This is a genomic window from Streptomyces sp. NPDC007945, from assembly GCF_042958885.1.
GTDB lineage: Bacteria > Actinomycetota > Actinomycetes > Streptomycetales > Streptomycetaceae > Streptomyces.
Genome location: NZ_JBIBJV010000002.1, coordinates 1139536 through 1165012, shown reverse-complemented (window position 1 = coordinate 1165012; position 25477 = coordinate 1139536). Strand labels below are relative to the sequence as shown.

At 74.0% G+C, this 25477-nt stretch carries 21 protein-coding genes and 2 pseudogenes; 17 read left to right on the top strand and 6 right to left on the bottom strand.

Going from position 1 to position 25477, the window contains the following annotated elements:
* The 3 genes and pseudogenes from ACFZCF_RS10730 to ACFZCF_RS10720 all read left to right on the top strand — a co-directional run.
* Positions 1–138, top strand: a pseudogene (locus ACFZCF_RS10730) (ABC transporter); the annotation flags it as partial.
* On the top strand, positions 135–920 hold the full coding sequence (locus ACFZCF_RS10725) for an ABC transporter permease (protein WP_388438280.1): 786 nt from the start codon (positions 135–137) through the stop codon (positions 918–920). The pseudogene ACFZCF_RS10730 and the gene ACFZCF_RS10725, both read left to right, overlap by 4 nt.
* Before the next feature lie 168 nt (positions 921–1088).
* Positions 1089–1277 (top strand): DUF1272 domain-containing protein, encoded by a 189-nt coding sequence (locus tag ACFZCF_RS10720; protein ID WP_388438277.1) that lies wholly within the window; start codon positions 1089–1091, stop codon positions 1275–1277.
* Here ACFZCF_RS10720 and ACFZCF_RS10715 read toward each other — a convergent pair.
* The gene (locus tag ACFZCF_RS10715; protein WP_391285952.1) at positions 1274–1846 is read right to left on the bottom strand and encodes a dihydrofolate reductase family protein; all 573 of its coding nucleotides are present in this window, start codon (positions 1844–1846) and stop codon (positions 1274–1276) included. The two genes, ACFZCF_RS10720 and ACFZCF_RS10715, sit on opposite strands and share 4 nt — an antisense overlap.
* Before the next feature lie 175 nt (positions 1847–2021).
* On the opposite strand from ACFZCF_RS10715, the gene ACFZCF_RS10710 reads away from it, so the two are divergent.
* From ACFZCF_RS10710 to ACFZCF_RS10685, 6 genes and pseudogenes are all read left to right on the top strand, one after another.
* A complete protein-coding gene (locus ACFZCF_RS10710) occupies positions 2022–2816 on the top strand; it encodes a TIGR03084 family metal-binding protein (protein ID WP_391285950.1) in 795 nt (264 codons plus the stop codon).
* Positions 2813–4492, top strand: a pseudogene (locus ACFZCF_RS10705) (acyclic terpene utilization AtuA family protein); the annotation flags it as partial. The gene ACFZCF_RS10710 and the pseudogene ACFZCF_RS10705, both read left to right, overlap by 4 nt.
* A 302-nt stretch (positions 4493–4794) precedes the next feature.
* Positions 4795–6393, top strand: a complete 1599-nt coding sequence (locus ACFZCF_RS10700) for a carboxyl transferase domain-containing protein (RefSeq protein WP_391285948.1) — start codon at positions 4795–4797, stop codon at positions 6391–6393.
* Between the two features lie 68 nt (positions 6394–6461).
* Complete coding sequence (locus ACFZCF_RS10695; protein WP_391285946.1) at positions 6462–8516, top strand: biotin carboxylase N-terminal domain-containing protein; 2055 nt, start codon at positions 6462–6464, stop codon at positions 8514–8516.
* On the top strand, positions 8513–9646 hold the full coding sequence (locus ACFZCF_RS10690) for an acyl-CoA dehydrogenase family protein (RefSeq protein ID WP_388438261.1): 1134 nt from the start codon (positions 8513–8515) through the stop codon (positions 9644–9646). Before ACFZCF_RS10695 ends, ACFZCF_RS10690 begins: the two co-directional genes overlap by 4 nt.
* Positions 9647–10151: 505 nt before the next feature.
* A complete protein-coding gene (locus ACFZCF_RS10685) occupies positions 10152–10589 on the top strand; it encodes an excalibur calcium-binding domain-containing protein (protein WP_391286026.1) in 438 nt (145 codons plus the stop codon).
* Positions 10590–10623: 34 nt separating this feature from the next.
* Here ACFZCF_RS10685 and ACFZCF_RS10680 read toward each other — a convergent pair whose 3' ends face one another.
* Positions 10624–11475 carry an SDR family NAD(P)-dependent oxidoreductase gene (locus tag ACFZCF_RS10680; RefSeq protein WP_391285944.1) on the bottom strand — a complete coding sequence of 284 codons (852 nt, stop codon included), beginning with the start codon at positions 11473–11475 and terminating at the stop codon, positions 10624–10626.
* Between the two features lie 114 nt (positions 11476–11589).
* On the opposite strand from ACFZCF_RS10680, the gene ACFZCF_RS10675 reads away from it, so the two are divergent.
* The 4 genes from ACFZCF_RS10675 (at position 11590) to ACFZCF_RS10660 (ending at position 16191) form a co-directional block, all read left to right on the top strand.
* Positions 11590–12660 carry a cupin domain-containing protein gene (locus ACFZCF_RS10675; RefSeq protein ID WP_391285942.1) on the top strand — a complete coding sequence of 357 codons (1071 nt, stop codon included), beginning with the start codon at positions 11590–11592 and terminating at the stop codon, positions 12658–12660.
* Positions 12661–12966: 306 nt separating this feature from the next.
* A complete protein-coding gene (locus ACFZCF_RS10670; RefSeq protein WP_391285940.1) occupies positions 12967–14541 on the top strand; it encodes an AMP-binding protein in 1575 nt (524 codons plus the stop codon).
* A gap of 316 nt (positions 14542–14857) precedes the next feature.
* On the top strand, positions 14858–15586 hold the full coding sequence (locus ACFZCF_RS10665; RefSeq protein WP_391285938.1) for an enoyl-CoA hydratase family protein: 729 nt from the start codon (positions 14858–14860) through the stop codon (positions 15584–15586).
* A complete protein-coding gene (locus ACFZCF_RS10660; RefSeq protein WP_388438112.1) occupies positions 15574–16191 on the top strand; it encodes a TetR/AcrR family transcriptional regulator in 618 nt (205 codons plus the stop codon). The genes ACFZCF_RS10665 and ACFZCF_RS10660 overlap by 13 nt, the downstream gene beginning before the upstream one ends.
* Before the next feature lie 298 nt (positions 16192–16489).
* Here ACFZCF_RS10660 and ACFZCF_RS10655 read toward each other — a convergent pair whose 3' ends face one another.
* Positions 16490–17533, bottom strand: a complete 1044-nt coding sequence (locus ACFZCF_RS10655; protein ID WP_388438109.1) for a M4 family metallopeptidase — start codon at positions 17531–17533, stop codon at positions 16490–16492.
* 721 nt (positions 17534–18254) lie between these two features.
* Between ACFZCF_RS10655 and ACFZCF_RS10650 the strand changes: the two genes are divergently transcribed.
* On the top strand, positions 18255–19313 hold the full coding sequence (locus ACFZCF_RS10650) for an isopenicillin N synthase family dioxygenase (RefSeq protein ID WP_388438106.1): 1059 nt from the start codon (positions 18255–18257) through the stop codon (positions 19311–19313).
* Between the two features lie 5 nt (positions 19314–19318).
* Here the strand turns inward: ACFZCF_RS10650 and ACFZCF_RS10645 are convergent, their stop codons facing one another.
* Complete coding sequence (locus ACFZCF_RS10645) at positions 19319–20419, bottom strand: citrate synthase 2 (RefSeq protein WP_388438103.1); 1101 nt, start codon at positions 20417–20419, stop codon at positions 19319–19321.
* A gap of 224 nt (positions 20420–20643) precedes the next feature.
* Between ACFZCF_RS10645 and pdxH the strand changes: the two genes are divergently transcribed.
* Positions 20644–21270, top strand: a complete 627-nt coding sequence (gene pdxH / locus ACFZCF_RS10640) for a pyridoxamine 5'-phosphate oxidase (protein WP_391286024.1) — start codon at positions 20644–20646, stop codon at positions 21268–21270.
* 287 nt (positions 21271–21557) lie between these two features.
* Here the strand turns inward: pdxH and ACFZCF_RS10635 are convergent, their stop codons facing one another.
* Together ACFZCF_RS10635 and ACFZCF_RS10630 are read right to left on the bottom strand one after the other, a co-directional pair.
* Positions 21558–22346 carry an ABC transporter permease gene (locus tag ACFZCF_RS10635; protein WP_391285934.1) on the bottom strand — a complete coding sequence of 263 codons (789 nt, stop codon included), beginning with the start codon at positions 22344–22346 and terminating at the stop codon, positions 21558–21560.
* Positions 22306–23244: an ATP-binding cassette domain-containing protein gene (locus ACFZCF_RS10630; protein ID WP_391285932.1), complete on the bottom strand. Its 939-nt coding sequence runs from the start codon at positions 23242–23244 to the stop codon at positions 22306–22308. Before ACFZCF_RS10630 ends, ACFZCF_RS10635 begins: the two co-directional genes overlap by 41 nt.
* A gap of 106 nt (positions 23245–23350) precedes the next feature.
* Between ACFZCF_RS10630 and ACFZCF_RS10625 the strand changes: the two genes are divergently transcribed.
* Together ACFZCF_RS10625 and ACFZCF_RS10620 are read left to right on the top strand one after the other, a co-directional pair.
* Entirely contained in the window at positions 23351–24568 is a 1218-nt protein-coding gene (locus ACFZCF_RS10625; protein ID WP_391285930.1) for a histidine kinase, read from the top strand.
* A gap of 31 nt (positions 24569–24599) precedes the next feature.
* On the top strand, positions 24600–25262 hold the full coding sequence (locus tag ACFZCF_RS10620; RefSeq protein ID WP_388438091.1) for a response regulator: 663 nt from the start codon (positions 24600–24602) through the stop codon (positions 25260–25262).
* Positions 25263–25477: the final 215 nt, after the last annotated feature.

Genomic DNA, 25477 nt, shown 5'->3' with positions numbered 1-25477 from the left:
CTGCTCGACCGGCTCGACGCCGCCGGCGTCGAAGCGGACGAACTCACCGTGCACACCCCGGACCTGGACGACGTCTTCTTCGCCCTCACCGACTCGACCGCCGCCCTCCCCGCCCAGCCGAAGGAGCCCGTCCGATGAGCACCCTGTCCCTCGCCGTCCGCGACTCGTCCACCATGCTGCGGCGGAACCTCCTGCACGCCCGCCGCTACCCGTCGCTCACCCTGAACCTGCTGCTGACGCCGATCATGCTGCTCCTGCTCTTCGTCTACATCTTCGGAGACGTGATGAGCGCCGGGACGGGCGGCGCGGACCGCTCCGCGTACGTCGCCTACCTGGTGCCGGGGCTGCTGCTCATGACCATCGGCTCCACCACCATCGGCACCGCCGTCTCCGTCGCCAACGACATGAACGAGGGGATCATCGCCCGCTTCCGGACGATGGCCGTCCACCGGCCGTCCGTGCTGATCGGGCACGTGGTCGGCAGCGTCCTGCAGTCGGTGGCGAGCGTCGTCCTCGTCGGGGCGGTCGGGGTCGCGATCGGCTTCCGCTCCACCGGCGCCACCGCCCTCGAATGGCTCGCCGCCTTCGGTCTCCTGGTCGCCTTCGCCACCGCGCTCACCTGGATCGCCGTCGGCATGGGCCTGGTCTCGCCGAACGCCGAGGCCGCCTCCAACAACGCCCTCCCGCTGATCTTCCTGCCGCTCATCTCCAGCACCTTCGTGCCGATCGAGCAGATGCCCGGCTGGTTCCAGCCCATCGCCGCGTACCAGCCCTTCACCCCGGCGATCGAAACCCTCCGGGGCCTCCTCCTCGGCACCGGGATCGGCCACAACGGGTGGCTCGCCCTCGCCTGGTGCGCCGGCCTCACGGTCCTCGGATACGTCTGGTCCACCAGGACCTTCGGCAAGGACCCCAAGTAGCGTTCCCGCCCCGCGCCCTCGCCCCGCACGCCCACGACCGAAGACGAAGCGGACCGGCCCGATCCTGTCGAGATCTGGCCGGTCCGCTGTTTTTCGGCCTTCCGCGCTCCTTGATCATTGAGGTGGGAACACGCCGCCGAGGAACGAACGGGAACGAGGGGGAGCCACATGGCCCTGGAGATGCGCGACCGCTGCGAGCGCTGTGGGGCGGCCGGGCTGCCCGCCGACGGCGACGCCCGGATCTGCTCGTACGAGTGCACCTTCTGCGTCCCCTGCGCGCAGGAGATGTCCGGCACCTGCCCCAACTGCGGCGGCGAGCTCCTGCCCCGCCCGCGCCGCCGGGCGCGGCAGGGTTAGCGGACCACGTCGAAGACCTGCTTCTGGATGCCGTTGGAGTACGTCTCGTGCTCCACGAGCCGCAGCTTCTGCGCGTCCTTGTCGGCGGTGCTGAAGAGGCGCTTGCCTGCGCCGAGGAGGAGCGGGAAGACCAGCAGGTGGTAGCGGTCGATCAGGCCCGCGTCCGCGAGGGCGCGGTCGAGGGTCGCGCTGCCGTGCACGATGATCGGGCCGCCCTCGGTCTCCTTGAGGGCGGCGACCTCGTCGAGGGTGCGCAGGATCGTGGTCGGGCCCCAGTCGGAGACGAGGTCGTCGTCGGTGAGCGTGGTGGAGACGACGTACTTCGGCATCTCCTTGTAGTCGGCGAAGTCCGCCATGCCGGGCCAGACCGGGCTGAAGGCCTGGTAGCTGACGCGGCCCAGCAGCATCGCGGTCGCCTCCTGCTGCTCGCGGCCCTTGATCTCGTACGCCTCCGGGACGAAGTCGATGTCCTTGAAGGTCCAGCCCGCGTTGCGGTAGCCCTCCTCGCCGCCGGGGGCCTCGACGACGCCGTCGAGGGAGACGAAGGCGGAGCTGATGAGAGTGCGCATGTCGGTGCCTCGGTTCTCGGAGTTCCTGCTGTCGTTTTCATGTTCCAGGACCGGGGGTGTCCGCGAAACTCATCGGCCACGCCCCCCGTTGTTTTCAAGCAAGCACGCTTGATTGTTTTCGCGATCGCTGCCATGCTCCGACTCCTCAGGCCCGTCCTCCCGAGGGGAGCGCACCGTGTCCGACCCCGCCGACGTTCTCGCCGATCTCCGTGCCGAAGGCGATGAACTCGACGCGATCGTCCGTGAGTCGAGCGACGAGCGGTGGCGGCTCCCGACGCCCGCGCCGCGCTGGAGCGTCGCCCACCAGATCGCCCACCTCGCCTGGACCGACCGGGCCGCGCTGCTCGCCGTGACGGACGCCGAGGGGTTCGCGGCGGAGGTGGAGAAGGCGCTGGCCGCGCCCGAGCGGTTCGTCGACGACGGGGCCGAGGAGGGCGCCGCGCTGCCGCCCGCCGAGCTGCTCGCGCGATGGCGGGAGGGGCGGAGGCTCCTCGACGAGGCGCTGCGGCAGGTGCCACCCGGCGGGCGGTTCCCCTGGTACGGGCCGCCGATGAGCGCCACGGCGATGGCGACGGCCCGGCTGATGGAGACCTGGGCGCACGGGCAGGACGTCGCCGACGCCCTCGGAGTCGTACGGCGGCCGACCGCCCGGCTGCGGCACGTGGCCTGGATCGGCCACCGGGCCCGTGACTACGCGTACCTGGTGCGCGGCGAGCAGCCGCCCGCCGAACCGTTCCGGGTCGAACTCACCGGCCCCGGAGGGGAGTCGTGGGCGTACGGCCCCGAGGACGCCGCCCAGCGGGTGAGCGGGGACGCGGTCGAGTTCTGCCTGCTCGTCACGCAGCGGGTGCACCGGGACGACACGGCGCTGCGCGCGGAGGGGCCGGACGCGGAGCACTGGCTCGGCATCGCGCAGGCCTTCGCCGGTCCGGCGGGACCGGGGCGCGGCCCCAAGGGGGCGGCGTCGTGAGCGTGTTGAGGATCGGGAACGCTTCCGGGTTCTACGGCGACCGGTTCGGCGCCGTCCGCGAGATGCTGACCGGCGGCCGGCTCGACGTGCTCACCGGCGACTACCTCGCCGAGCTGACCATGCTGATCCTGGGCCGTGACCTGCTGAAGGACCCGTCCGCCGGGTACGCCAAGACCTTCCTGCGGCAGATGGAGGAGGGCCTCGGGCTCGCCCACGACCGGGGCACGCGGATCGTCGCCAACGCCGGCGGACTGAACCCGGCGGGGCTCGCGGAGGCGCTGCGCGGCCTCGCCGGGAGGCTCGGCCTGCCGACGCGGGTCGCGCACGTCGAGGGCGACCGGCTGCCCGGCGAGGCGGGGGTGCTGACCGCCAACGCCTACCTGGGCGGGGCGGGCATCGCGGCCTGTCTGGAGGCCGGCGCGGACGTCGTCGTCACCGGGCGGGTGACGGACGCGGCGCTCGTCACCGGGCCCGCGCAGTGGTGGTTCGGGTGGGGACCGGAGGAGTACGACCGGCTCGCCGGGGCCGTCGTCGCCGGACACGTCCTGGAGTGCGGCGCGCAGGCCACCGGCGGCAACTACGCCTTCTTCCGCGAGCACGACGCGAAGCTGCTGCTGCGGCCCGGCTTCCCGCTCGCCGAGGTCCACGAGGACGGGTCGGCGGTGGTCACCAAGCACCCCGGCACCGGCGGGATCGTCGACGTGGGCACCGTCACCGCGCAGCTGCTGTACGAGACCGCCGGCGCCCGGTACGCCGGACCCGACGTCACCGCCCGGCTCGACTCGGTGCGGCTGACGCAGGAGGGGCCGGACCGGGTGCGGATCGACGGCGTGCGGGGCGAGGCGCCGCCGCCCGCCCTCAAGGTCGGGCGCTGCCGGCTCGGCGGCCACCGCAACGAGGTCGTCTTCGTCCTCACCGGCCTCGACGTGGCGGCGAAGGCCGCGCTCGTCCGCGAGCAGATCCACGACGCCCTGGCGCAGGACCCGCCCGCCGACGTCCGCTGGGACCTCGCCCGCACCGACCGGGAGGACGCCGGCACGGAGGAGACCGCGAGCGCGCTGCTGCGGCTCGTCGTCCGCGACCCCGACCCCGAGAAGGTGGGGCGGACCCTGACGGGGGCGGCGATCGAACTGGCCCTCGCCAGCTACCCGGGCTTCCACGTGACCGCCCCGCCGGGCCGGGGCGCCCCCTACGGGGTCTTCGAGACGGCGTACGTGCCCGCCGGGGACGTCCCGCACACGGCGGTGCTGCCCGACGGGACCCGTGTCGCCGTGCCCGTACCGAAGGCGACCCGCGCCCTGGAACCCGTACCCCCGCCGGACCTTCCCGAGCCGCTGCCGCCGGGGCCCACCGTCCGCGTGCCGCTGGGGCGGATCGCGGGGGCCCGCAGCGGCGACAAGGGCGGGGACGCGAACGTCGGGGTGTGGGTGCGGACGGAGGCGGAGTGGCGGTGGCTCGTCCACACGCTCACCGTCGACCGGTTCCGCGCGCTGCTGCCGGAGACGGCGGACCTGGCCGTCACCCGGCACGTGCTGCCGAACCTGCGGGCGGTGAACTTCACGGTCGCCGGGATCCTCGGCGAGGGCGTCGCCTCCCAGGCCCGCTTCGACCCCCAGGCCAAGGCCCTCGGCGAATGGCTCCGCTCCCGGCACGTGGACGTACCGGCGGAACTCCTGCCGGCCCGGCGCACCGATGCGCGGGAGGGGCCTCGGGCCGCCGACCCGGAACTCCTGCCGGCGGCCGGCGGCCCCGGAGGCCCGGACGTTCCGGCGGGGCCTTCGTCGGCGGGCCGGACCGAAGTCCCGGCGGGCCGGACCGAAGTCCCGGTGGAGCCTCCGCCGGTCCGTCCTCCCGGCGACCCGGAAGGACTTCCTGCGGGCAGCGGCCCCGGAGGCCCGGAAGGACTACTGGCGGACAGCCGTCCCGGCGGCCCGGACGGGCCACCGCCGACCCACCCCGACCTCCCGGAGGGACCCGCGTGACCGTCCTCGCCTCCGCCCTCGACACCGGCGGACCCGACTACCAGGAGCATCGCGCCGCGATGCTGGAGAAGCTCGCCGCGCTCGACGCCGAGCACGCCAAGGCGCTCGCCGGCGGCGGCGACAAGTACACCGCCCGGCACCGCGGGCGCGGCAAGCTGCTCGCCCGCGAGCGGATCGAGCTCCTCGTCGACCCCGACTCGCCCTTCCTGGAACTGTCCCCGCTCGCCGCCTGGGGCAGCTCCTATCCCGTAGGGGCGTCCCTGGTCACCGGCATCGGGGTCGTGGAGGGCGTCGAGTGCCTGATCACCGCCAACGACCCGACCGTGCGCGGCGGCGCCTCCAACCCGTGGACGCTGAAGAAGGCGCTGCGGGCCAACGAGATCGCGTACGCCAACCGGCTGCCGGTGATCTCGCTCGTCGAGTCCGGCGGCGCCGACCTGCCCTCCCAGAAGGAGATCTTCATCCCCGGCGGGGCGCTCTTCCGCGACCTCACCCGGCTCTCCGCCGCCGGGATCCCGACGGTCGCGGTCGTCTTCGGGAACTCGACGGCCGGCGGGGCGTACGTCCCCGGCATGTCCGACCACACGGTGATGATCGAGGAGCGGTCGAAGGTCTTCCTCGGCGGCCCGCCCCTGGTGAAGATGGCGACCGGCGAGGAGAGCGACGACGAGTCCCTCGGCGGCGCGGCGATGCACGCCCGCGTCTCCGGCCTCGCCGACCACTACGCCGTCGACGAGGCCGACGCGATCCGGCAGGCCCGCCGGATCGTCGCCCGCCTCAACCACCGCAAGCACCACGCGGACCCCGGCCCGGCGGAACCGCCGAAGTACGACGCCGAGGAACTGCTCGGGATCGTCCCGGGCGACCTGCGGACGCCGTTCGACCCGCGCGAGGTGATCGCCCGGCTCGTCGACGGTTCGGACTTCGACGAGTTCAAGCCGCTGTACGGGGCGTCGCTGGTGACCGGATGGGCGCGGCTGCACGGCTACCCGGTGGGGATCCTCGCGAACGCGCAGGGGGTGCTGTTCAGCGCCGAGTCCCAGAAGGCCGCGCAGTTCATCCAGCTCGCGAACCAGCGGGACATCCCGCTCCTCTTCCTGCACAACACCACCGGCTACATGGTCGGCAAGGAGTACGAGCAGGGCGGCATCATCAAGCACGGCGCGATGATGATCAACGCGGTGTCGAACTCGAAGGTCCCGCACCTGTCCGTCCTCATGGGGGCGAGCTACGGCGCCGGCCACTACGGCATGTGCGGGCGGGCCTACGACCCGCGGTTCCTGTTCGCCTGGCCGAGCGCCAAGTCCGCCGTCATGGGGCCCCAGCAGCTCGCAGGCGTCCTGTCCATCGTGGCACGGGCGTCGGCGGCGGCGAAGGGGCAATCGTACGACGACGCGGCCGACGCCGGGCTGCGGGCCATGGTCGAGGCGCAGATCGAGTCCGAGTCGCTGCCGCACTTCCTCTCCGGCCTGCTCTACGACGACGGGGTCATCGACCCCCGCGACACCCGCACGGTCCTCGGGCTGTGCCTGTCCGCGATCCACACGGCACCGGTCGAGGGCGCACGCGGCGGCTTCGGCGTCTTCCGAATGTGAGGCCACTGATGACCAGGCCACTGACGACGAGGCCACCGATGACCAGGCCACCGATGGCGAGGCCCCTGATGATTTCGACCGTCCTCGTCGCCAACCGCGGCGAGATCGCCTGCCGCGTCTTCCGCACCTGCCGCGAGCTGGGCATCGCGACCGTCGCCGTGTACTCCGACGCCGACGCGGACGCCCTGCACGTGCGGGAGGCGGACGCGGCGGTACGGCTGCCCGGGGCGGCGCCCTCGGAGACGTACCTGCGCGGCGACCTGATCGTGGCCGCGGCGCGCGCGGCGGGCGCGGACGCCGTTCACCCCGGCTACGGCTTCCTCTCCGAGAACGCCGGCTTCGCCCGGGCCGTGACGGAGGCCGGACTGCGGTGGATCGGCCCGCCGCCCGAGGCCATCGAGGCGATGGCCTCCAAGACCCGCGCCAAGGAACTCCTCGGCATCGCGCCGCTCGACCCGGCGGCCGTCACCGCCGCCGACCTGCCCGTCCTGGTGAAGGCGGCGGCGGGCGGCGGCGGCCGCGGCATGCGGATCGTCCGCGAACTGCACGACCTGGAAGGTGAGTTGAAGGCCGCCTCGGCCGAGGCGGAGAGCGCCTTCGGGGACGGCGAGGTGTTCGTCGAGCCGTACGTGGAGGACGGACGCCACGTCGAGGTGCAGATCCTCGCCGACACGCACGGCACCGTGTGGGCGCTGGGCACCCGCGACTGCTCGCTGCAGCGGCGGCACCAGAAGGTCATCGAGGAGTCGCCGGCGCCCGGTCTGCCGGCCGCGCTCGTCGAGGAGCTGTACGGCGCCTCGGTGGCGGCCGCCGAGGCCGTCGGGTACGTGGGCGCGGGCACGGTGGAGTTCCTGGTCGCGGACGGGCGGGCGCACTTCCTGGAGATGAACACCCGCCTCCAGGTCGAGCATCCGGTGACCGAGGCTGTCCACGGCGTCGACCTCGTCGCCCTCCAGCTCGCCGTCGCCGAGGGCCGCGCCCTGCCCCCGGAGCCGCCCGCCGCCCGGGGCCACGCCGTCGAGGCCCGCCTCTACGCCGAGGACCCGGCCGCCGGGTGGGCCCCCCAGACGGGCCGCCTGCACGCCTTCGCGGTGCCGGGAGGAGGCGGCGGCACCTGGCGCGGGAGCGGTGCGCCGGGGGCGGACGGCGTGCGGGGGGCGGGCGATGTACCGGGTGCGGGTGCGGGTCACATGCCGGGTGTGGGTCGTGTGACGGACGCGTCCGCCCTCCCCGCTCTCCCCGTCCTGCCCGGTGTCCGGGTCGACACCGGGTACGCCTCCGGGGACACCGTGCCCGTGCACTACGACGCCATGCTCGCGAAGGTCGTCGCCCACGCGCCGACGCGCGCCGAGGCCGTCCGCAAGCTCGCGGGCGTCCTGGAGCGGGCCGTGATCCACGGCCCGGCCACCAACCGGGACCTCCTCGTCGCCTCGCTGCGGCACGAGGAGTTCCAGGACGAGGGCCGGCTCGACGCCGGCTTCTACGACCGGAACCTGGACGCGCTCACCCGGCCCGCCGAGGGCGGGACGGCGTACGCGGCCGTCGCCGCCGCCCTCGCGGAGGCGTCCCGCAACGCCGGCCGCTTCGGCGGGGGTTGGCGGAACGTCCGCTCGCAGGACGAGATCCGGACGTACGAGGACGGCACCGAGGTCCGCTACCGGCCCACGCGGGACGGCGGTTTCGAGGTGCTCGCCCCGGAGGGGGTGCGGGTCGTGAGCGCGGCCCCCGACCGCGTGCGCCTCGAAGTCGCGGGCGTGGTCCGGGACTTCGTGGTGGCGGCGTACGGCGACGGCACCGTCCACGTCGGCCACCACCGCCTCACCCCCCGCCCCCGCTTCACCGACCCGCGCGAGCGGACCCTCCCCGGGTCGCTGCTCGCGCCCATGCCCGGCACCGTCGTCCGGCTCGCGGACGGCCTCGCCGTCGGCGGCCGGGTCGAGGCCGGGCAGCCGCTGCTCTGGCTGGAGGCGATGAAGATGGAGCACCGCGTCACCGCTCCCGCCTCCGGCACGCTCACCGCGCTCCACGCCGCCCCCGGCCGCCAGGTCGAGGTCGGTGCCCTGCTCGCCGTCGTACACACCGAAGACGTACCGACCGATGCACAGGAGGACCCGACCGTATGAGCACCGACATCGAGCCCCGGGAGCACACCGAGCTCCGCGCCGCCGTCGCCGCGCTCGGCCGCCGCCACGGTCCCGGCTTCGACCGGGCCGCGCTGTGGGCGGAGGCCGGGAAGCTCGGCTACCTGGGCGTGAACCTGCCGGAGGAGTACGGCGGCGGTGGCGGCGGCATGGCCGAGCTGTCCATCGTCCTGGAGGAGGCCGGGGCCGCCGGGGCGCCGCTCCTGATGATGGTCGTCTCGCCCGCGATCTGCGGCACGGTCATCTCCCGCTTCGGCACCGACGGGCAGAAGGAAACCTGGCTGCCCGGGCTCGCCGACGGGTCGAAGACGATGGCCTTCGGCATCACCGAGCCCGACGCCGGCTCCAACTCCCACCGCATCACCACCACCGCGACCCGCACCGAGGACGGCTGGGTCCTCAACGGCCGCAAGGTCTTCGTCTCCGGCGTCGACATCGCCGACGCGACCCTGATCGTCGGCCGCACCTCGGACGCCCGCACCGGCAACCTGAAGGCGTGCCTCTTCATCGTCCCGCGCGACACCCCCGGCTTCGGGCGGCGGCACATCGAGATGGAACTCGACGCGGACGAGAAGCAGTTCGAGCTGACCCTCGACGACGTGCACCTGCCGGCCGACGCGCTCGTCGGCGACGAGGACGCGGGCCTGCTCCAACTCTTCGCGGGGCTCAACCCCGAGCGGATCATGACGGCCGCGTTCGCGATCGGCATGGGCCGCTACGCCCTCGAACGGGCCGTCGGCTACGCGAAGGAGCGACAGGTCTGGAAGACGCCGATCGGCGCCCACCAGGCCATCGCCCACCCCCTCGCGCAGGCCCACATCGAGCTGGAACTCGCGCGCCTGATGATGCAGAAGGCCGCGCGGCTGTACGACGCGGGCGACGACTTCGGCGCGGGCGAGGCCGCCAACATGGCGAAGTACGCGGCGGCCGAGGCGTGCGTGAAGGCCGTCGACACGGCCGTGCACACCCTCGGCGGCAACGGCCTCACCAAGGAGTTCGGCCTCGCCCGGCTGGTCACCGCCTCACGGGTGGCACGGATCGCCCCGGTCAGCCGCGAGATGATCCTGAACTACGTCTCCGCCCACACCCTGGGCCTGCCCAAGTCGTACTGAACGGACACCGAGGGAGGGGCCGCCTCACCGCTCCGGGAGGGCGGGGCCCCGGGAGGGCGGGGCCCCGGGAGGACGGAGCCCCGGCCGGTCCGGCGGCCGACCGGCCGGGCGCCGCCGCCCACGGCTGCTCATCGGCCAGGGGGTGGGATTCCGCCCACGGGCGGGGTTCCGGTGACAGGCGCGGTCGCGGCGGCGGAGGGGATTCCGGCGACCGCCTGACGGTTGTGAAGGTCCTGTGTACGATCCGGGCCCACGGCACCCCGCTCGGTGCCGCCCTCCCCGTAGGCCCCTGGAGCCGCGCGTGTACCCGCAGCAGAACCCGTACCAGCCCGCCCCGGCATGGCAGCCGCCCCGACGCTGGTGGCAGCACCCGGCGCTGATCATCACCCTGCTCGTCGTCTTCCCGCCTGCGGGCATCGCCCTGGTCTGGCTCTCGCGGTGGACGAACCGGGCGAAGATCGTGTCGACGATCGTGTCCGCCCTGTGGTTCGTCGTGGCACTGTCCATGGACCCGCCGGCGGAGAAGAACACGGACGACCCGAAGCCGGCGGTGACGGTGACCGTGACCGTCACGCCGACCCCCACGCCGACGGTGGAGCCGACGCCGACACCGACGCCCACCCCCACGACCCCGGCCGAGCCGACGACGCCGACTCCCACGCCGGAGCCGACGACCGAGCCCCCGACGACGGAACCCCCGGCACCCACCAGGCAGGCCCCCAAGCCGACCACGCAGGCCCCGAAGCCCACCACCCAGGCCCCGAAGCCGAAGCCCACGCAGGTGACCCAGCCCCCGGAGACGGCCGAGCCCGAGCCCGACCCGGAGCCGTACTACGCCAACTGCACCGCCGTACGCGCCGCCGGCGCCGACCCCATCCGCCGAGGCGACCCCGGCTACGGCAGCCACCTCGACCGCGACGGCGACGGCATCGCCTGCGAGTGACCCGCACCGGGCCGCCCCGGCCCGGTCAGCGGGATCAAGGGGTCCAGACCCCCGTCGCGGCCGTGGACCTGACGTACTCCGCGAAGTCGCGGGGCTCGCGGCCGAGCGCCCGCTGGACGCCGTCCGCGAGCTCCCCGAAGCGACTGTCGGCGATCCACTCGAAGAGCAGGTTCAGGAGCGCGGTGAAGTCCTCCGGCAGCCCCGCACGGTCGGCTCGGGCAGCGAACTCCGCGGGGGAGAGGGGCCGGTAGCCGATCGGCCGACCGGTCGCGCGGCTCAGCTCCTCCGTCACCTGGTCAAGGTCCAGCAGCCGCGGGCCGGTGAGCGCGTACTCCGCGCCGGCGTGGCCGTCCTCGGTGAGGGCGGCCACCGCCACGTCGGCGATGTCGTCCGCGTCCACGTAGGGCTCGACGCCCTTCCCGGCCGCCCACGCCACCTCGCCGTCGAGGACCTGGCCGCGGAAGAAGGCGTCCTCGCTGAAGTTCTGCGCGAACCAGGCCGGCTTGAGCAGCGTCCAGGCCGCCCCCGACTCGCGCACGGCCCGCTCGCAGGGCAGCTTCTCCTCCCCCTCGGGCACGACCCACTCGCGGTGCGAGAGCAGCACGAGCCGTTCCACGCCCCGGTCCGCCGCCAGCTTCGCGAACTCCCGCATCAGCTCACCGGCGTCGGCCGTCATCGAGTCGACGAGATAGGCCGCGCCGACGCCGTCGAGCACGGGCTCCCAGGTGTTCCGGTCGTGCCAGTCGAAACGGGCGGGGCCCTTGCGAGAGGCGACGCGGACGGGACGGCCGCGCCGGCGGAGGCGCGAGACGACGCGGCGGCCGGTCTTGCCGGTGCCGCCGAGGACGAGGAGGGGCCGGGTGTCGGTGTGGTGGTCGATCGTCATGCGACCAGTCAATCCGGGGCGGATGAGCGCCGGAATGGTCCAGGAGCGCAGGGGGATACGCGTCCGTCTCACGCGGTGGTGACGGGTCGTGACGGGATCCCTAGACTCGCCTCCATGGACCCGCTGACCAGCCTTCTCCAGGAAGTCCGTTCCTGCGGCGCCGTGTTCGGTCGCAACCTGCTGGAGCCGCCGTGGGCCGTCCGCTTCGCCGACCAGGGGGCCCTGACCCTGGTGACGCTGCTCAGCGGGGAGGGCTGGATCGTGCCGGAGGGCCGGCCGGGGCGGGAGGGACTGGAGGGCCCGATGCCGGAGCGGGGGGTGGTGCCGGTGTGGCCGTCGGACTCGATCTCGGCGACGGCGACTGCGACGGCGTCTGCCCCGGTCTCGGCGTCCGCGTCCGGATCGGCGTCGGTGCGGCTCGGGCCGGGAGACGTGGCGGTCGTGACGGGGCCCGAGCCGTTCTCGGTCACGGACGATCCGGCCGCCGGGACCCCACCGCTCTTCGTCGTCCACCCGGACCGCTGCACGACGGCCGACGGCTGCGACATCGGCGAGGAAGTCATCCTGGGTTTGCGCACCTGCGGCAACAGCGAGGACGGGCCGACCGTCCTGCTCACCGCCTCCTACCAGGCCACGAGCCGGGTCTCCGAGCGGCTGCTCGGCGGCCTGCCGCGTACGCTCGTCGTCCCGCGCGACGCGCCCGACCCGGTCCTGGAACTGGCCGCCGTCGAGACCGGACGGGACGCCCCGGGACAACAGGCGGTCCTCGACCGGTTGTTGGACCTGCTCCTGCTCTCCACCCTCCGCGAGTGGTTCGCCCGCCCCGAGGCCTGCCCGCCGGGCTGGTACCGGGCCATGGGCGACCCCGTGGCGGGCCGGGCGCTCCGGCTGATCCACGCCCGGCCGGAGCGCGCGTGGACGGTGGACGCGCTGGCGGCGGAGGCCGGTGTCTCGCGCGCGACGCTCGCCCGCCGCTTCACGGCGCTCGTGGGCCGACCGCCGATGGCGTACCTCACCGAGTGGCGGCTGACGCTGGCGGCCGACCTGCTCGCCCGCACCGACGCGACGGTCGCGTCGATCGCCCGCCAGGTCGGCTACCGCACCCCCTTCGCGCTGAGCGCCGCGCTGAAGCGGGTCCACGACACGCGCCCGGTGGAGCTCAGGACGGCGGCCGGACGCCGATAAACCAAGCACGCGTGCTTGATTGTTTCACGGGGGGCTGACAAGGTCTCCCCAAGCGCTGACGGGGCACCCGACCGGGACGGGTCCGGCGGTTCCGCGCGGGACCGGTGGACTCGGCTGATCCGTTGGTTCCGGTGGGGCCAGCGGTTCCGGTGGTTCCGGTGGTTCCGTGCGGGGCTTCGGTCTCGTCCACGGGGCTTCGGTCTCGTACGGGGGCTTCGGTCTCGTACGGCCCGGGGGCTCCCCAAGGGGTGTCCGCGGCAGCGATCCTGGCGACCACCTTCCACCCACCTCTCCAGGGGGCCACGCATGGTGTTCCACAGCGAGTACGAGCCCGTTCCCACCCTGTCCCTCCCCATCCACGACGCCGTCCTGGGCCGGGCCGCCGCGTACGGGGACGCGCCCGCGCTGGTCGACGGGGCCGGGGAGCTGACCCTGTCGTACGCGCAGGTGGACGCCTTCCACCGGCGGGTCGCCGCCGGGCTCGCCGAGGCCGGGGTGCGGAAGGGCGACGTACTGGCCCTGCACAGCCCCAACACCGTGCTGTTCCCGGTCGCGTTCTACGCCGCCACCCGCGCCGGCGCCGCCGTCACCACGATCCACCCGCTCGCCACCCCCGAGGAGTTCGCCAAGCAGCTGCGGGACTCGGCGGCGCGCTGGATCGTCACCGTCTCGCCGCTCCTGCCGGCCGCCCGCGCCGCCGCCGAACTCGCGGGCGGCGTCGAGGAGATCTTCGTCTGCGACGCGGCCCCGGAGGGGGACGGGGCGCGGTCGCTCCAGTCCTTCCTGGCCTCCACCGCGCCCGAGCCGGAGGTCGCCGTCGACCCCGTCGAGGACGTCGCCGCGCTCCCGTACTCCTCCGGCACCACCGGCGTCCCCAAGGGCGTGATGCTCACCCACGCCTCCATCGCGACGAACCTGGCGCAGCTGGAGCCGTTCATACCGATGGGACCGGGCGACCGGATTCTCGCGGTCCTTCCCTTCTTCCACATCTACGGCCTCACGGCCCTGATGAACGCGCCGCTGCGGCAGGGCGCCACCGTCGTCGTGCTGCCGCGCTTCGAGCTCGACACGTTCCTCGGCGCGATCCAGAAGCACCGCATCAACGGCCTGTACGTGGCTCCGCCGATCGTCCTGGCGCTCGCCAAGCACCCGGCGGTCGCCGCGTACGACCTGTCGTCGCTGGAGTACATCGTCAGCGCGGCCGCCCCGCTCGACGCGGCGCTCGCGGAGGCGTGCTCGGCGCGGCTGGGGCTGCCGCCGGTACGGCAGGCGTACGGCATGACCGAGCTGTCGCCGGGCACGCACGTCACGCCGCTGAGCGCCGAGAACCCGCCGCCCGGCACCGTCGGCAGGCTGCTGCCCTCCACCGAGATGCGGATCCTCTCGCTCGACGACCCGTCGAAGGACGCGGCGGCGGGGGAGGAGGGCGAGATCGCCATCCGCGGGCCGCAGGTGATGAAGGGGTACCTGGGGCGGCCGGAGGCCACCGCCGAGATGATCGACGCCGACGGGTGGGTGCACACCGGCGACATCGGACGGGTCGACGCGGACGGCTGGCTGTACGTGGTCGACCGGGTGAAGGAACTGATCAAGTACAAGGGCTTCCAGGTCGCCCCGGCCGAGCTGGAGGCGCTCCTCCTCACCCACGACGGGGTCGCCGACGCGGCCGTCATCGGGGTGACGGACGCGGAGGGGATGGAGATCCCGAAGGCGTTCGTGGTGCGGCAGCCGGACGCGGCCGGGCTGACCGGCGAGGACGTCATGGCGCACGTGGCCGCGCGGGTCGCCCCGTACAAGCGGGTCAGGGCCGTCGAGTTCATCGACGCGGTCCCCCGAGCGGCCTCCGGGAAGATCCTGCGGCGCGAGCTGCGGGCCCGCTGAACCCCGGAGAGCCGAAACCGAAGCAGGACGTCGAGCCGAGGCCGGGCGCCGAGCTGAGGCCGGGCGTCGAGCCGAGGCCGCGCGTCGAGCCGAGGCAGGACGCCGAGGTGAGGCCGGGCGTCGAGCCAAGCCGGGCGTCGAGCCGAGGCCGGACGTGAGCTGAAGCCGGGCGGGAAGCCGAATCCGGGCGTGCACCCGAGGCGGACGGGAAGCCGAAGGCGGATGGGAAGCCGGAGGCGGACGGGAGGCCGAGCGGGCTTCACGCCGAAGGCGAGTGCTGACGAGTCGAGAGAGTCAAGAGAGTCGAGGAAACCCCATGAGCCTGATCGCCGTCACCGAGGAGCGAGGGGTCACCACCCTCGCCCTGGACTCCCCTGACACCCGCAACGCCCTCTCGGCCGCGCTCGTCGCCGAACTGGCCGAGGCGCTCGCGTCGGCCGGGAAGGACCCGACCGTGCGGGCGGTGGTGCTCACGCACACGGGCTCCACGTTCAGCGCGGGCGCGGACCTGAAGGCGCCGCCGAGCCCGTACGCCTTCGTGGACCTGCTCCGGCAGGTGGTGGAGCTGCCGAAACCGGTCGTCGCACACGTCACGGTCGGCGGCCGGGCCCGCGCGGGCGGCCTCGGGCTGCTCGGCGCCTGCGACATCGTGGTGGCGGGGGAGGGGGCGGACTTCGCGCTCACGGAGGTACGGATCGGGGTGGCGCCCGCGGTGATCTCGCTGACCCTGCTGCCGCGGCTGGAACCGCGCGCGGTGGCCCGCCACTACCTGACGGGCGAGCGGTTCGGCGTCCCCGAGGCGCGGGCGATGGGTCTGGTCACCGCAGGGGAGGAGGAACTCGGGGCGATCCTCGACGGACTGCGGGCGGGTTCGCCGCAGGGGCTGCGCGAGTCGAAACGGCTGGTCACCGCTAAAGTCCTGGAGGCCTTCGAGTGCGACGCGGAGGAGCTGGTGCAGCGATCGGCGACGCTCTTCGCCTCCGCCGAGGCGCGCGAGGGCATGACGGCCTTCCTCGAACGACGGGACCCCGAATGGCGGCTGTGACCGCACCCCGACAGGACGGACCTCCGGACCGGGGGCCGAAGCAGGACCGCAGCCGGGCGACGCGGCAGCGGCTCCTGGAGGCCGCGGTGGCCTGCCTCGCCGAACACGGCTGGGCGGGGTCGACGGTGGCCGTGGTGGCCGAACGGGCGGGAGTCTCGCGGGGCGCGGCCCAGCACCACTTCCCGACCCGCGAGGACCTGTTCACGGCGGCGGTCGAGTACGTCGCGGAGGAGCGTTCGCAGGCACTGCGGGCGCTGCCCACGGACGACCGGGCGCAGACGGTCGCCGCGCTCGTCGGCCTCTACACCGGCCCCCTGTTCCGGGCCGCCCTCCAGCTGTGGGTGGCGGCCTCGAACGAGGAGCAGCTCCGCGCCCGCGTCACCGAACTGGAGGCGCGGGTGGGCCGCGAGTCCCACCGGATCGCGGTGGAACTGCTCGGCGCCGACGAGACGCGCCCCGGTGTCCGCGAGACCGTCCAGGGCCTCCTGGACATGGCCCGGGGCCTCGGCCTCGCGACCCTCCTCACGGACGACACGACCCGCCGCGCCCGGGTGGTGGCCCAGTGGGCCCGTCTGATCGACGAGGCACTGGGGGACGGCCGGTAGGCGCCCCTCCCCGGGCAGCGCGCCCCGGGCAGCGTGCCCCCTGGGAAGCGCGCCCCTGGGAAGCGTCCCCCGGCGTGGCGACCCGCCGGTCCTCGGGACGCGGCGGGCCCGACCCCAAGAGACTGCGGGGGCCTCAGGACACGCGGGGTCTCAGGACACGCGGGGTCTCAGGTCCCGCGGGTCCTCGGGACGGACGCGGCGGGTGTCGGGTGCGACAGTCCTCAGGGCACACGGGACACGCGGGCACACGGGACACGCGGGCACACGGGACACGCGCGCCCCCAGGACGCGTCGGGCGTCAGACGCCGGGGATCTCCCGCGCCCGGAAGGCGGCACGCACCGCGGCCTCCGCGTCGGCGCCGTACATCCGCCGGGCGGTCTCGACGGTCGTCCGCGCGGCGGCCTCGAAGGAGGTGTCGGGGGCGAAGCCGAACTGCGCGTTCACGATGATCCGGTCGGCGGTGCGGGCGCCGAGGGACGTGCGGATGTCGAGGAGGGCGCGGGACCAGATCTCGCCGTCGGCGTGGACCTCGCCCTCGCGGTCGGCGTAGGTCTTGGTGCCGTCGAGGCGGCGCAGGCAGTGCGGGGCGGCGGAGTAGCCGGTGGCGTCCCAGTCGGCGACGCACGCCTCCTCGGCCTTCATGGGCCAGCCGTACTTCCGGATGGCGTGGTTGCCGACGGCGACGGCGAGGTAGTCGCCGAAGGCCTCGCCGATGGCGCCGGCCTCCGCGGAGGTGCCGAAGCCGGGGACCTGGGCGTGGTGCACGGCGTGGCCGTACTCGTGGAGGACGACCTCCGCGTCCTCGGCGTCGTCGACGCCGCCCTTGCCGAAGCGGATCTCGGCCTTCTTGTCGGTGAAGTAGGAGTTGTCGGCGCCCCACTGGTTGAGGCGGACCGGCTGGACGCGGTCGTTGGCGCCGGGCAGCTCGGTCCCGAAGCCGAGGCTCTGCAGGTACTCCTGGCCCTCGTTGACCCAGAAGTACGCCATGACCTGCTCGAACTCGTCGTCGGAGCGGTCGTACGAGGCGGCGTCCGCGACCGACGCGGGCTTGCCGGTCTCGGAACGGACGCTGACCCACTTCCCGGACAGCCCGCCGCTCGCGTCGAGGTTCCGGAGGGTCGCGAGGGCGTAGGCGGAGGCGGGGACGTCACCGGCCGCGTCCTTGTGATCGGCGAGGCTTTGATCGCCGGTGGCCTGCACGGGGTTGACCATGAACACCCGCCCCTGCGGCGCGGACGCGGCGGTGGCACCGGGCGAGGGGACCAGCGCCCCGGCGACGGCCAGCGCGCCGACGGCGGCGGCGAGGAGGCGGCGGGGCGTGCGACGAGCGGTCTTGGGCATCGGGACATCCTCCTGCGCGCGGGCGCGACAACGAGACGATTGGCATGCGCGTGACACGCAAGGCGCCGATCCTCGCGCACCCCCCACCCCCCTGAACACCCCCCGCACCCCTGCACACCCATGTGACGCACCCCACACGCGCCCCTACGGGCGCCGCCCCCCTCCCGACAGGCCACCGCGCCCCTGAGGGCGGGCGCGCCCGCCGTCCCTGTGGGCAGGTGTCCCGCAGGGAGATGGCCCGCAACGGCGCGGCGGGTGGACACCCACGACAGAACGGCTTGGGCGCCCACGGCGGAACAGCGCGGGCGCTCCCGGCAGAACGGCGTGGGCGCCCCCGGCAGAACGGCGCGGTCGCCCCCGGCGGAACAGCGCGGTCGCCCCCGGCGGAACAGCGCGGTCGCCCCCGGCAGAACGGCGCGGGCACCCCCGGCGGAACAGTGCGGGCGCTCCCCACAGCACCGTGGGCCGTCGCCCCGTGTGGTGCGGGCCACAGGCGAATGGGGGTGGGCGCAGTACGCTGGTCGCATGCTCCTGCTCGTTCGCCGCCGCCACGTGGACTTCGTCCGCGTCACGAGCATGAGCTGTCGCCGCGCCGCCTGACCCCAGGGGCACTCACCCTTCCGCCCCGCGGGGTCCCCATCCGACCCCTGTCGACCGGCACCCGCGGCCCCCGCCCCACCCCGGCGGCCGCCCCGGGACCCGTACACCCGCGGACGCACCCATGAGCCTCAGCGCCACCACCGCCCCCGTCACCACCTCCTACGCCTCGCAGCTCCCGATCGTCGACCTCTCCGCCGCCGACCGCGGCCCCGACGCCCGCCGGCTGCTCCACGCCCAGCTGCACTCCGCCGCCCACGACGTGGGCTTCTTCCAGCTGGTCGGGCACGGCGTGACCGAGCGGGAGACCCGGGCCCTCACCGACGCCATGCACGCCTTCTTCGCCCTCCCCGAGGCGGACCGCCTGGCGATCGACAACCTGAACTCGCCGCACTTCCGCGGCTACACCCGGGTCGGCGACGAGCGCACCCAGGGCGCCCGCGACTGGCGCGACCAGCTCGACATCGGCGCCGAGCGCCCCGCCCGCGCGCCCGCGCCGTGGGAGCCGCCGTACTGGTGGCTGGAGGGCCCCAACCAGTGGCCCGAGGCCCTGCCGGAGCTGCGTACGGCCGCCCTGCACTGGATCGACCGGCTCAGCGGCGTCGCCGAGAAGCTGCTGCGCGAGCTGCTCGCCTCGATCGGCGCGCGCGAGGACTTCTACGCCGACATCTTCGGGCCCCGCGCCCACCCGCACCTCAAGCTGGTGCGCTACCCCGGCAGCAGCGGCGAGGGCGACGACCAGGGCGTCGGCGCCCACAAGGACTACGGCTTCCTGACCCTGCTGCTCCAGGACCACGTCGGCGGGCTCCAGGTGCAGCGGGAGGACGGACGGTTCCACGACGTGCCGCCGCTGCCCGGTGCCTTCGTCGTCAACCTCGGTGAACTCCTCGAAGTCGCGACGAACGGCTACCTGATCGCCACCAACCACCGGGTCGTCTCCCCGCCCGGCGCGACGGAACGCTTCTCCGTCCCGTTCTTCTACAACCCGCGGCTCGACGCCCGGATCGCCCCGCTCGACTTCGCCTACGCGGACCGCGCGCCCGGCGTGACGGTCGACCCCGCGAACCCGATGTTCGCCGAGTACGGCCGCAACGAGCTGAAGGGGAAGGTCCGCGCGCACCCGCTGGTCGCCGCGCGTCACCACGCGGACCTCCTCCTCCACGGCCAGGACCTCCCGGCCTAGGTCGGTCAGCCCGTGATGTCCGCGTAGCCCTCGATCTCGCGCGGGTCCCGTCGGCCGGGGCCCGTGTAGCGGGCCGAGGGGCGGACCAGGCGGCCGGTGCGCTTCTGCTCCAGGATGTGCGCCGACCAGCCGGCGGTACGGGCGCAGCTGAACATCGACGTGAACATGTGCGCCGGGACCTCGGCGAAGTCCAGCACGATCGCCGCCCAGAACTCGACGTTCGTCGCGAGGATCCGGTCCGGGCGGCGGTTGTGCAGCTCCTCCAGGGCGGCCTTCTCCAGCGCGGCGGCCACCTCGTAGCGCGGGGCGTCCAGCTCCTTCGCCGTACGGCGAAGGACTCGGGCACGGGGGTCCTCGGCGCGGTAGACGCGGTGGCCGAAGCCCATCAGACGCTCGCCCTTGTCGAGGGCCTGCTTGACGTACGCCGTCGCGTCGCCGGTCCGCTCGATCTCCTCGATCATGCCGAGGACGCGCGAGGGCGCGCCGCCGTGCAGCGGGCCGGACATGGCGCCGACGGCGCCGGAGAGGGCGGCGGCCACGTCGGCGCCGGTGGAGGCGATGACGCGGGCGGTGAAGGTGGAGGCGTTCATGCCGTGCTCGGCGGCCGAGGTCCAGTACGCGTCGACGGCCTTGACGTGCTTCGGGTCCGGCTCGCCGCGCCAGCGGATCATGAACCGCTCGACGACGGACTCGGCTTTGTCGATCTCGCTCTGCGGCACCATCGGAAGGCCCTGGCCGCGCGCGGACTGGGCGACGTACGAGAGGGCCATGACGGCGGCGCGGGCGAGGTCGTCGCGGGCCTGGTCGGCGGAGATGTCGAGGAGGGGCTTGAGGCCCCAGACGGGCGCGAGCATGGCGAGCGCGGACTGCACGTCGACCCGGATGTCGCCGGAGTGGACCGGGATCGGGAACGGCTCGGCGGCCGGCAGACCGGGGTTGAAGGCGCCGTCGACGAGGAGGCCCCACACGTTGCCGAAGGAGACGTGGCCGACGAGGTCCTCGATGTCGACCCCGCGGTAGCGGAGCGCGCCGCCTTCCTTGTCGGGTTCGGCGATCTCGGTCTCGAACGCGACGACTCCTTCGAGGCCCGGTACGAACTCGGACATCAGGCGGCTCCTTCTATCGATGATCGATCAACCGAACGGGGGCGGCTGGAGAAACTCAACAGTCGTCCGACCGAAGAGTCTGTACGGTTCCGATGATGCGGGGAAGCGTGACATCCGGCACACTGCGCCGAATCGGCGACGAAGGATTGGCGCCCCGCCGTGGTGGGCACACTGCGCCGCTGCGGCAGGATGGGCCCGTGACCGACGCCCTGGACCCCGCCGCCATGCGCGAGCAGTACCGCACCAAGGAACTGACCGCGGCCGATCTCGCCCCCGATCCGATCCGGCAGTTCGCGTCCTGGTTCAAGGAGACCGCCGCCAGCCCGGCGATCCACGAGCCCAACGCCATGGTCGTCTCGACCGCGACCCCCGACGGCCGCCCCTCGTCCCGCACGGTCCTGCTCAAGCACTACGACGACGCCGGCTTCGTCTTCTTCACCAACTACGGCTCGCGCAAGGGCACCGAGCTGGCCGCCAACCCGTACGTCTCGCTGCTCTTCCCCTGGCACCCCCTGGCCCGCCAGGTCATCGTCACCGGCCGCGCCGCCCGCACCGGCCGCGACGAGACCGCCGCCTACTTCCGCACCCGCCCGCACGGCTCCCAGCTGGGCGCCTGGGCGAGCGAGCAGTCCTCCGTCATCCCCTCCCGCGAGGAGCTGCTCGCCCGGTACGAGGAGTTGGCCGCCCGCTACCCCGACTCCGAGCAGGTCCCCGTCCCACCGCAGTGGGGCGGCTTCCGGGTCGTCCCGCAGACCGTCGAGTTCTGGCAGGGCCACGAGAACCGCCTCCACGATCGCCTGCGGTACGTCCGGGAGGACGGCTCCTGGCGCGTGGAACGCCTGGCGCCCTGACCGTCGCCCGTAAATCCCTTGTGGCCCTCCCGGAGGGTTCGTAGGGTGGTGGCACACGCGAAAGGAGGTGATCCGAAAACATGGTTTCTTTTCGGACTCGTGAGGTGACTGCGGGCTAAGGCCTGCCGTCGCACGATGTGCACCTCGGCAGGCCAGCTGCCGAAACCCAAGCAGTCACCCGACCCGTGGGCCGCCGGTAAGTCCGGCCGGCTCCCGTCCGAACCTAGGCGGACGGGACCAAGGCCCACGGGTCGTCTGCGTGTCCGGCCCTCCGCGGCCCGCCGCCCTCAGGCGTCCCGCCGGCGCATCGCCCCCCATCCGGCGAGCAGCGCCGCGGCCGTCCACAGCGCCGTCACCCCCAGGCCCGTCCACGCCCCGAGCGTCCCGAGCGGCTCCTGGAAGAGAATCTGCTGCCCGGCCCGGTCCGGGAGCCAGGTCGCGGCGCCCTCGGAGACCCCGCCGATGACGAAGGACACGATGAGGATGAACGGGATGAGGATGCTCAGCACCGCCACCGCACTGCGCAGCAGGAACGTCAGTCCCATCGAGAACAGCGCGATCAGCGCGAGGTAGAGCCCGGCGCCGAAGCAGGACCGCAGCGCACCCGGGTCGCCGATGCCTATCGCGTACTTCCCCAGGAACGCGTTGGCGGTGAAGAACATGACGAACCCGGCCACCACGCCCATGCCCAGCGCGGCCGACCCCACGACCGCCACCTTCGCCCCGTAGAGCAGGCTCCGCCGAGGCACGGCCATCAGCGAGTTCCGCAGAGCCCCGTTGAGGAACTCGGAGGAGGCGGCGGTGGCGCCGAAGGCGATCGCTGCGATCTGCACGAAGTTCACCGGGTAGTAGATCCAGAACAGCGGGTCGATCTCGCCGGTCTCCGCCTCCGGTTGTCCTATGGCGGGGAAGACCGCCAGGGCGATGCCCAGCGCGGCCACGACGACGGCCAGCAGCGAGCCGAAGCTCGACCGGATCGACCGGATCTTGATCCACTCGGAGTGGAGCACGGCGGTGGGGGAGAGAGCGGACACGTCAGACCTCCTGCGGGGTGAGGGCGGTGAACTCGGCGGCATCCGAGGTGAGGGCCAGATACGCCTCCTCCAGCGAGGCGCGCTCGTCGGCGAGCTCGAAGACCGGGATGCCCTCGCGGGCGGTGACAGCGCCGATCTCCTCGGCCGAGGCGCCCTCCACCATCCACCGGCCGTCCCGGTCGGCGGTCTCCCCGACCGCCCACCCCCGTGCGAGCAGCGTCGCCTTGAGCCGTATCGGATCGCCCGTCCGCACCCGCACCCGCGCACGACTGTGGGCGTCGATGAACTCCCGCATCGGCACGTCCGCCAGGAGCCTCCCCCGGCCCAGCACCACCAGGTGATCGGCGAAGGTCGCCGTCTCGTTCATCAGATGGCTGGAGACCAGGACCGCGCGGCCCTCGTCGGCCAGCCGGCGCAGCAGCTCGCGGATCCAGACGATGCCCTCCGGGTCCAGGCCGTTGGCCGGCTCGTCCAGCATCAGCACCCCCGGGTCACCGAGCAGCGCGGCGGCGATGCCGAGCCGCTGCCGCATGCCCAGCGAATAGCCGCGTATCCGACGGCGGGCCGCCGGCGCCAGACCCGTCTCCTCCAGCACCTCGTCGACCCGGCGGGCCGGCAGGCCGTTGCTCGCGGCGAGGAAGCGGAGGTGGTCGCGGCCGGTCCTGGCCGGGTGCGCGGCCTGCGCGTCGAGGAGCGCGCCGACCGTCCGCAGCGGCTCGTCGAGCGTCACGTACGGCCGGCCGCCGATGGTGGCGGTGCCCGACGTCGGCCGGTCGAGGCCGAGGACGAGCCGCATCGTGGTGGACTTCCCCGCCCCGTTGGGCCCGAGGAAGCCGGTGACGCGCCCCGGCTCGACACGGAACGTCAGCCCGTCCACGGCCCGCGCCGCACGCCGACCGCCGTATTCCTTCGTGAGGTTCGTGATGTCGATGCTGGTCATGGCTCAAGACTCGCGGCCCGGCCGCTCCCTGCCATCCCCTGCCCGAGGGGACCGTCTCCCCCGTGCGGGGGAGCCGCGTCAGGTCCGCCGCTGCGAGGATGGCGGGATGTTCCTGCGACCCCTCATCCGGGCGGTCACGTACACGCGATGGCTGCATCTGGCGATCGGCGCGATCGTGCCGATCGCCGCCGGACTCGTCTACCCCGGCCTGTCCTCCCCGTCCCTCCTCGACTGGCTGATCGCCGCCGCGCTGCCGATCCCGCTCGTCGCGGCCGTCGCCCTCATACCGTCCGCCCGCCGCGCCGAGGGGCTGCAGGCGCGCCTCATGCTCTTCCCCGGCAAACACGCCAGGGTGCGGAGCGCCGCGCACGCCGAGGGCGCGGCCACCGGCATCTCGGCGGCCCCGTCCACCTCCTGGGCGGACCGGGGCAGGACCGCCCTGTGGCTGGTCTTCCGCATGGAAGCGGGCCTGGTGGCCTGGCTGCTGACGATCTGGCTGCTCCAGTGCACGCTGACGCTCCTCGACACATCGGTGGAGGAGCCGGTGATCGGTTCCCTGACCCCGCCACAGGGCCTCGGCTCGGTGGCCCTGGCGCCGCTGCCGCTGCTCGCCCTCCTCACCGTGATCGTCGGGGGCGGCCGGCTCGGCACCCGGGTCTCCCTCCGCCTGCTCGGTCCGTCGGTGAAGGAGCGCATGACGGCCCTGGAGGAGCGGACGGAGCGCCTCCTGGAGCGGAACCGGATCGCCCGCGAGCTCCACGACTCGCTGGGCCACGCCCTCACCCTGGCCGTGGTCCAGGCGGGCGCCGCCCGCGCGGCGAAGGACCCCGCGTTCACCGACCGCGCCCTCGCGACCATCGAGGAGACCGGCCGCGCGGCCCTGGAGGACCTGGAGCGGGTCCTCATGCTGCTCCGCGAGACCGGCCGCCGCCCGGCCGGGGCGAGCCCCGGCCTCGACGAGGCCGCGCGCCTCCTCGACTCGGCCCGCTCCTCCGGCGCCCGGGTGGAGGCCGAGATCACCGGCCCCGTCGAGGAACTCCCGGGACCCGTCTCCCGGGAGGCGTACCGCATGCTCCAGGAGGCCCTGACGAACGCGTTGCGGCACGCGGGCGAGGTCCCCGTCGCCGTCCGCGTCGCGGCGGAGCGCAGCCGGCTGCGCCTCCGGGTCACCAACCCCCTGCCCGAGGGGAGACCCCCCGCCGTCCCCGGCTCCGGCAGCGGCCTGCGCGGCATCCGCGAGCGGGCCGCCCTCCTCGGCGGTGAGGCCAAGTCCGGTGTCAAGGACGGCGAGTGGCGCGTCTCCGTGGTCCTCCCGCTGCGCTGAGCGGCCTGGCTCCGACCCCTAGGCTGACCGGATGACGATCAAGGTCCTCCTCGTAGACGACGAACCCCTCGTGCGGGCCGGCCTGCGGGCCGTCCTGGAGGCCCAGCAGGACATGGAGGTGGTCGGCGAGGCCGCGGACGGCGCCGCCGTCGTCCCCCTCGTCCGCAGCCTGCGCCCCGACGTCGTCGCGATGGACGTCCGCATGCCGCTGATGGACGGCATCGAGGCCACCCAGGCCGTCCTGCGCACGGTCGACGACCCGCCCAAGATCCTCGTGGTGACGACCTTCGAGAACGACGAGTACGTGTACGGGGCGCTGCGCGCCGGCGCGGACGGGTTCCTCCTCAAGCGGGCCCGCCCGGCGGAGATCGTCCACGCGGTCCGCCTCGTCGCGGAGGGCGACTCGCTCCTCTTCCCGGCGGCCGTCCGCGCCCTGGCCGCCTCCTACGGTCAGGAACGGCCCGCCAACGAGGCCCACGAGGCCCTCGTCCGGGCGAATCTGACGGACCGGGAGGAGGACGTCCTCCGCCTCATGGCCCGGGGCCTGTCCAACGCGGAGATCGCGGGCCGGCTGATCGTCGGCACGGAGACCGTCAAGTCCCACGTGAGCGCCATCCTGGCGAAACTCGGCGCCCGGGACCGCACCCAGGCGGTGATCGCCGCCTACGAGTCGGGCTTCGTCTCCCCGACCTGACCGGCGCCGCCCCGGCCCGCCCCACCCGACCCGGCAGGACAGGACCCCACCCGACTCGGCCGGACTCGACCTGGCTGGACCCGACTCGGCCGGACTCGACCCGCGCCAACCCGGCCGGACCCGACCCGCCCCGGCCGGACCCGCCCCGGCCGGACCCGCCCCGGCCGGACCCGCGCCGCTCCGCCCGAGCGGCCCGCGCCGACCCGACCCGCGCC

Bases quoted from the DNA above. Each gene is read 5' to 3' on its own strand.
- ACFZCF_RS10715 (WP_391285952.1), bottom strand. From the start codon at position 1,846: ATGCGCACTCTCATCAGCTCCGCCTTCGTCTCCCTCGACGGCGTCGTC.
- ACFZCF_RS10655 (WP_388438109.1), bottom strand. From the start codon at position 17,533: ATGCCCAAGACCGCTCGTCGCACGCCCCGCCGCCTCCTCGCCGCCGCC.
- ACFZCF_RS10650 (WP_388438106.1), top strand. From the start codon at position 18,255: ATGAGCCTCAGCGCCACCACCGCCCCCGTCACCACCTCCTACGCCTCG.
- ACFZCF_RS10725 (WP_388438280.1), top strand. From the start codon at position 135: ATGAGCACCCTGTCCCTCGCCGTCCGCGACTCGTCCACCATGCTGCGG.
- ACFZCF_RS10635 (WP_391285934.1), bottom strand. From the start codon at position 22,346: ATGCCGCCGAGTTCACCGCCCTCACCCCGCAGGAGGTCTGACGTGTCC.
- ACFZCF_RS10690 (WP_388438261.1), top strand. From the start codon at position 8,513: ATGAGCACCGACATCGAGCCCCGGGAGCACACCGAGCTCCGCGCCGCC.
- ACFZCF_RS10645 (WP_388438103.1), bottom strand. From the start codon at position 20,419: ATGTCCGAGTTCGTACCGGGCCTCGAAGGAGTCGTCGCGTTCGAGACC.
- ACFZCF_RS10625 (WP_391285930.1), top strand. From the start codon at position 23,351: ATGTTCCTGCGACCCCTCATCCGGGCGGTCACGTACACGCGATGGCTG.
- pdxH (WP_391286024.1), top strand. From the start codon at position 20,644: ATGCGCGAGCAGTACCGCACCAAGGAACTGACCGCGGCCGATCTCGCC.
- ACFZCF_RS10670 (WP_391285940.1), top strand. From the start codon at position 12,967: ATGGTGTTCCACAGCGAGTACGAGCCCGTTCCCACCCTGTCCCTCCCC.
- ACFZCF_RS10630 (WP_391285932.1), bottom strand. From the start codon at position 23,244: ATGACCAGCATCGACATCACGAACCTCACGAAGGAATACGGCGGTCGG.
- ACFZCF_RS10660 (WP_388438112.1), top strand. From the start codon at position 15,574: ATGGCGGCTGTGACCGCACCCCGACAGGACGGACCTCCGGACCGGGGG.
- ACFZCF_RS10665 (WP_391285938.1), top strand. From the start codon at position 14,858: ATGAGCCTGATCGCCGTCACCGAGGAGCGAGGGGTCACCACCCTCGCC.
- ACFZCF_RS10620 (WP_388438091.1), top strand. From the start codon at position 24,600: ATGACGATCAAGGTCCTCCTCGTAGACGACGAACCCCTCGTGCGGGCC.
- ACFZCF_RS10695 (WP_391285946.1), top strand. From the start codon at position 6,462: ATGATTTCGACCGTCCTCGTCGCCAACCGCGGCGAGATCGCCTGCCGC.
- ACFZCF_RS10675 (WP_391285942.1), top strand. From the start codon at position 11,590: ATGGACCCGCTGACCAGCCTTCTCCAGGAAGTCCGTTCCTGCGGCGCC.
- ACFZCF_RS10685 (WP_391286026.1), top strand. From the start codon at position 10,152: ATGGACCCGCCGGCGGAGAAGAACACGGACGACCCGAAGCCGGCGGTG.
- ACFZCF_RS10720 (WP_388438277.1), top strand. From the start codon at position 1,089: ATGGCCCTGGAGATGCGCGACCGCTGCGAGCGCTGTGGGGCGGCCGGG.
- ACFZCF_RS10680 (WP_391285944.1), bottom strand. From the start codon at position 11,475: ATGACGATCGACCACCACACCGACACCCGGCCCCTCCTCGTCCTCGGC.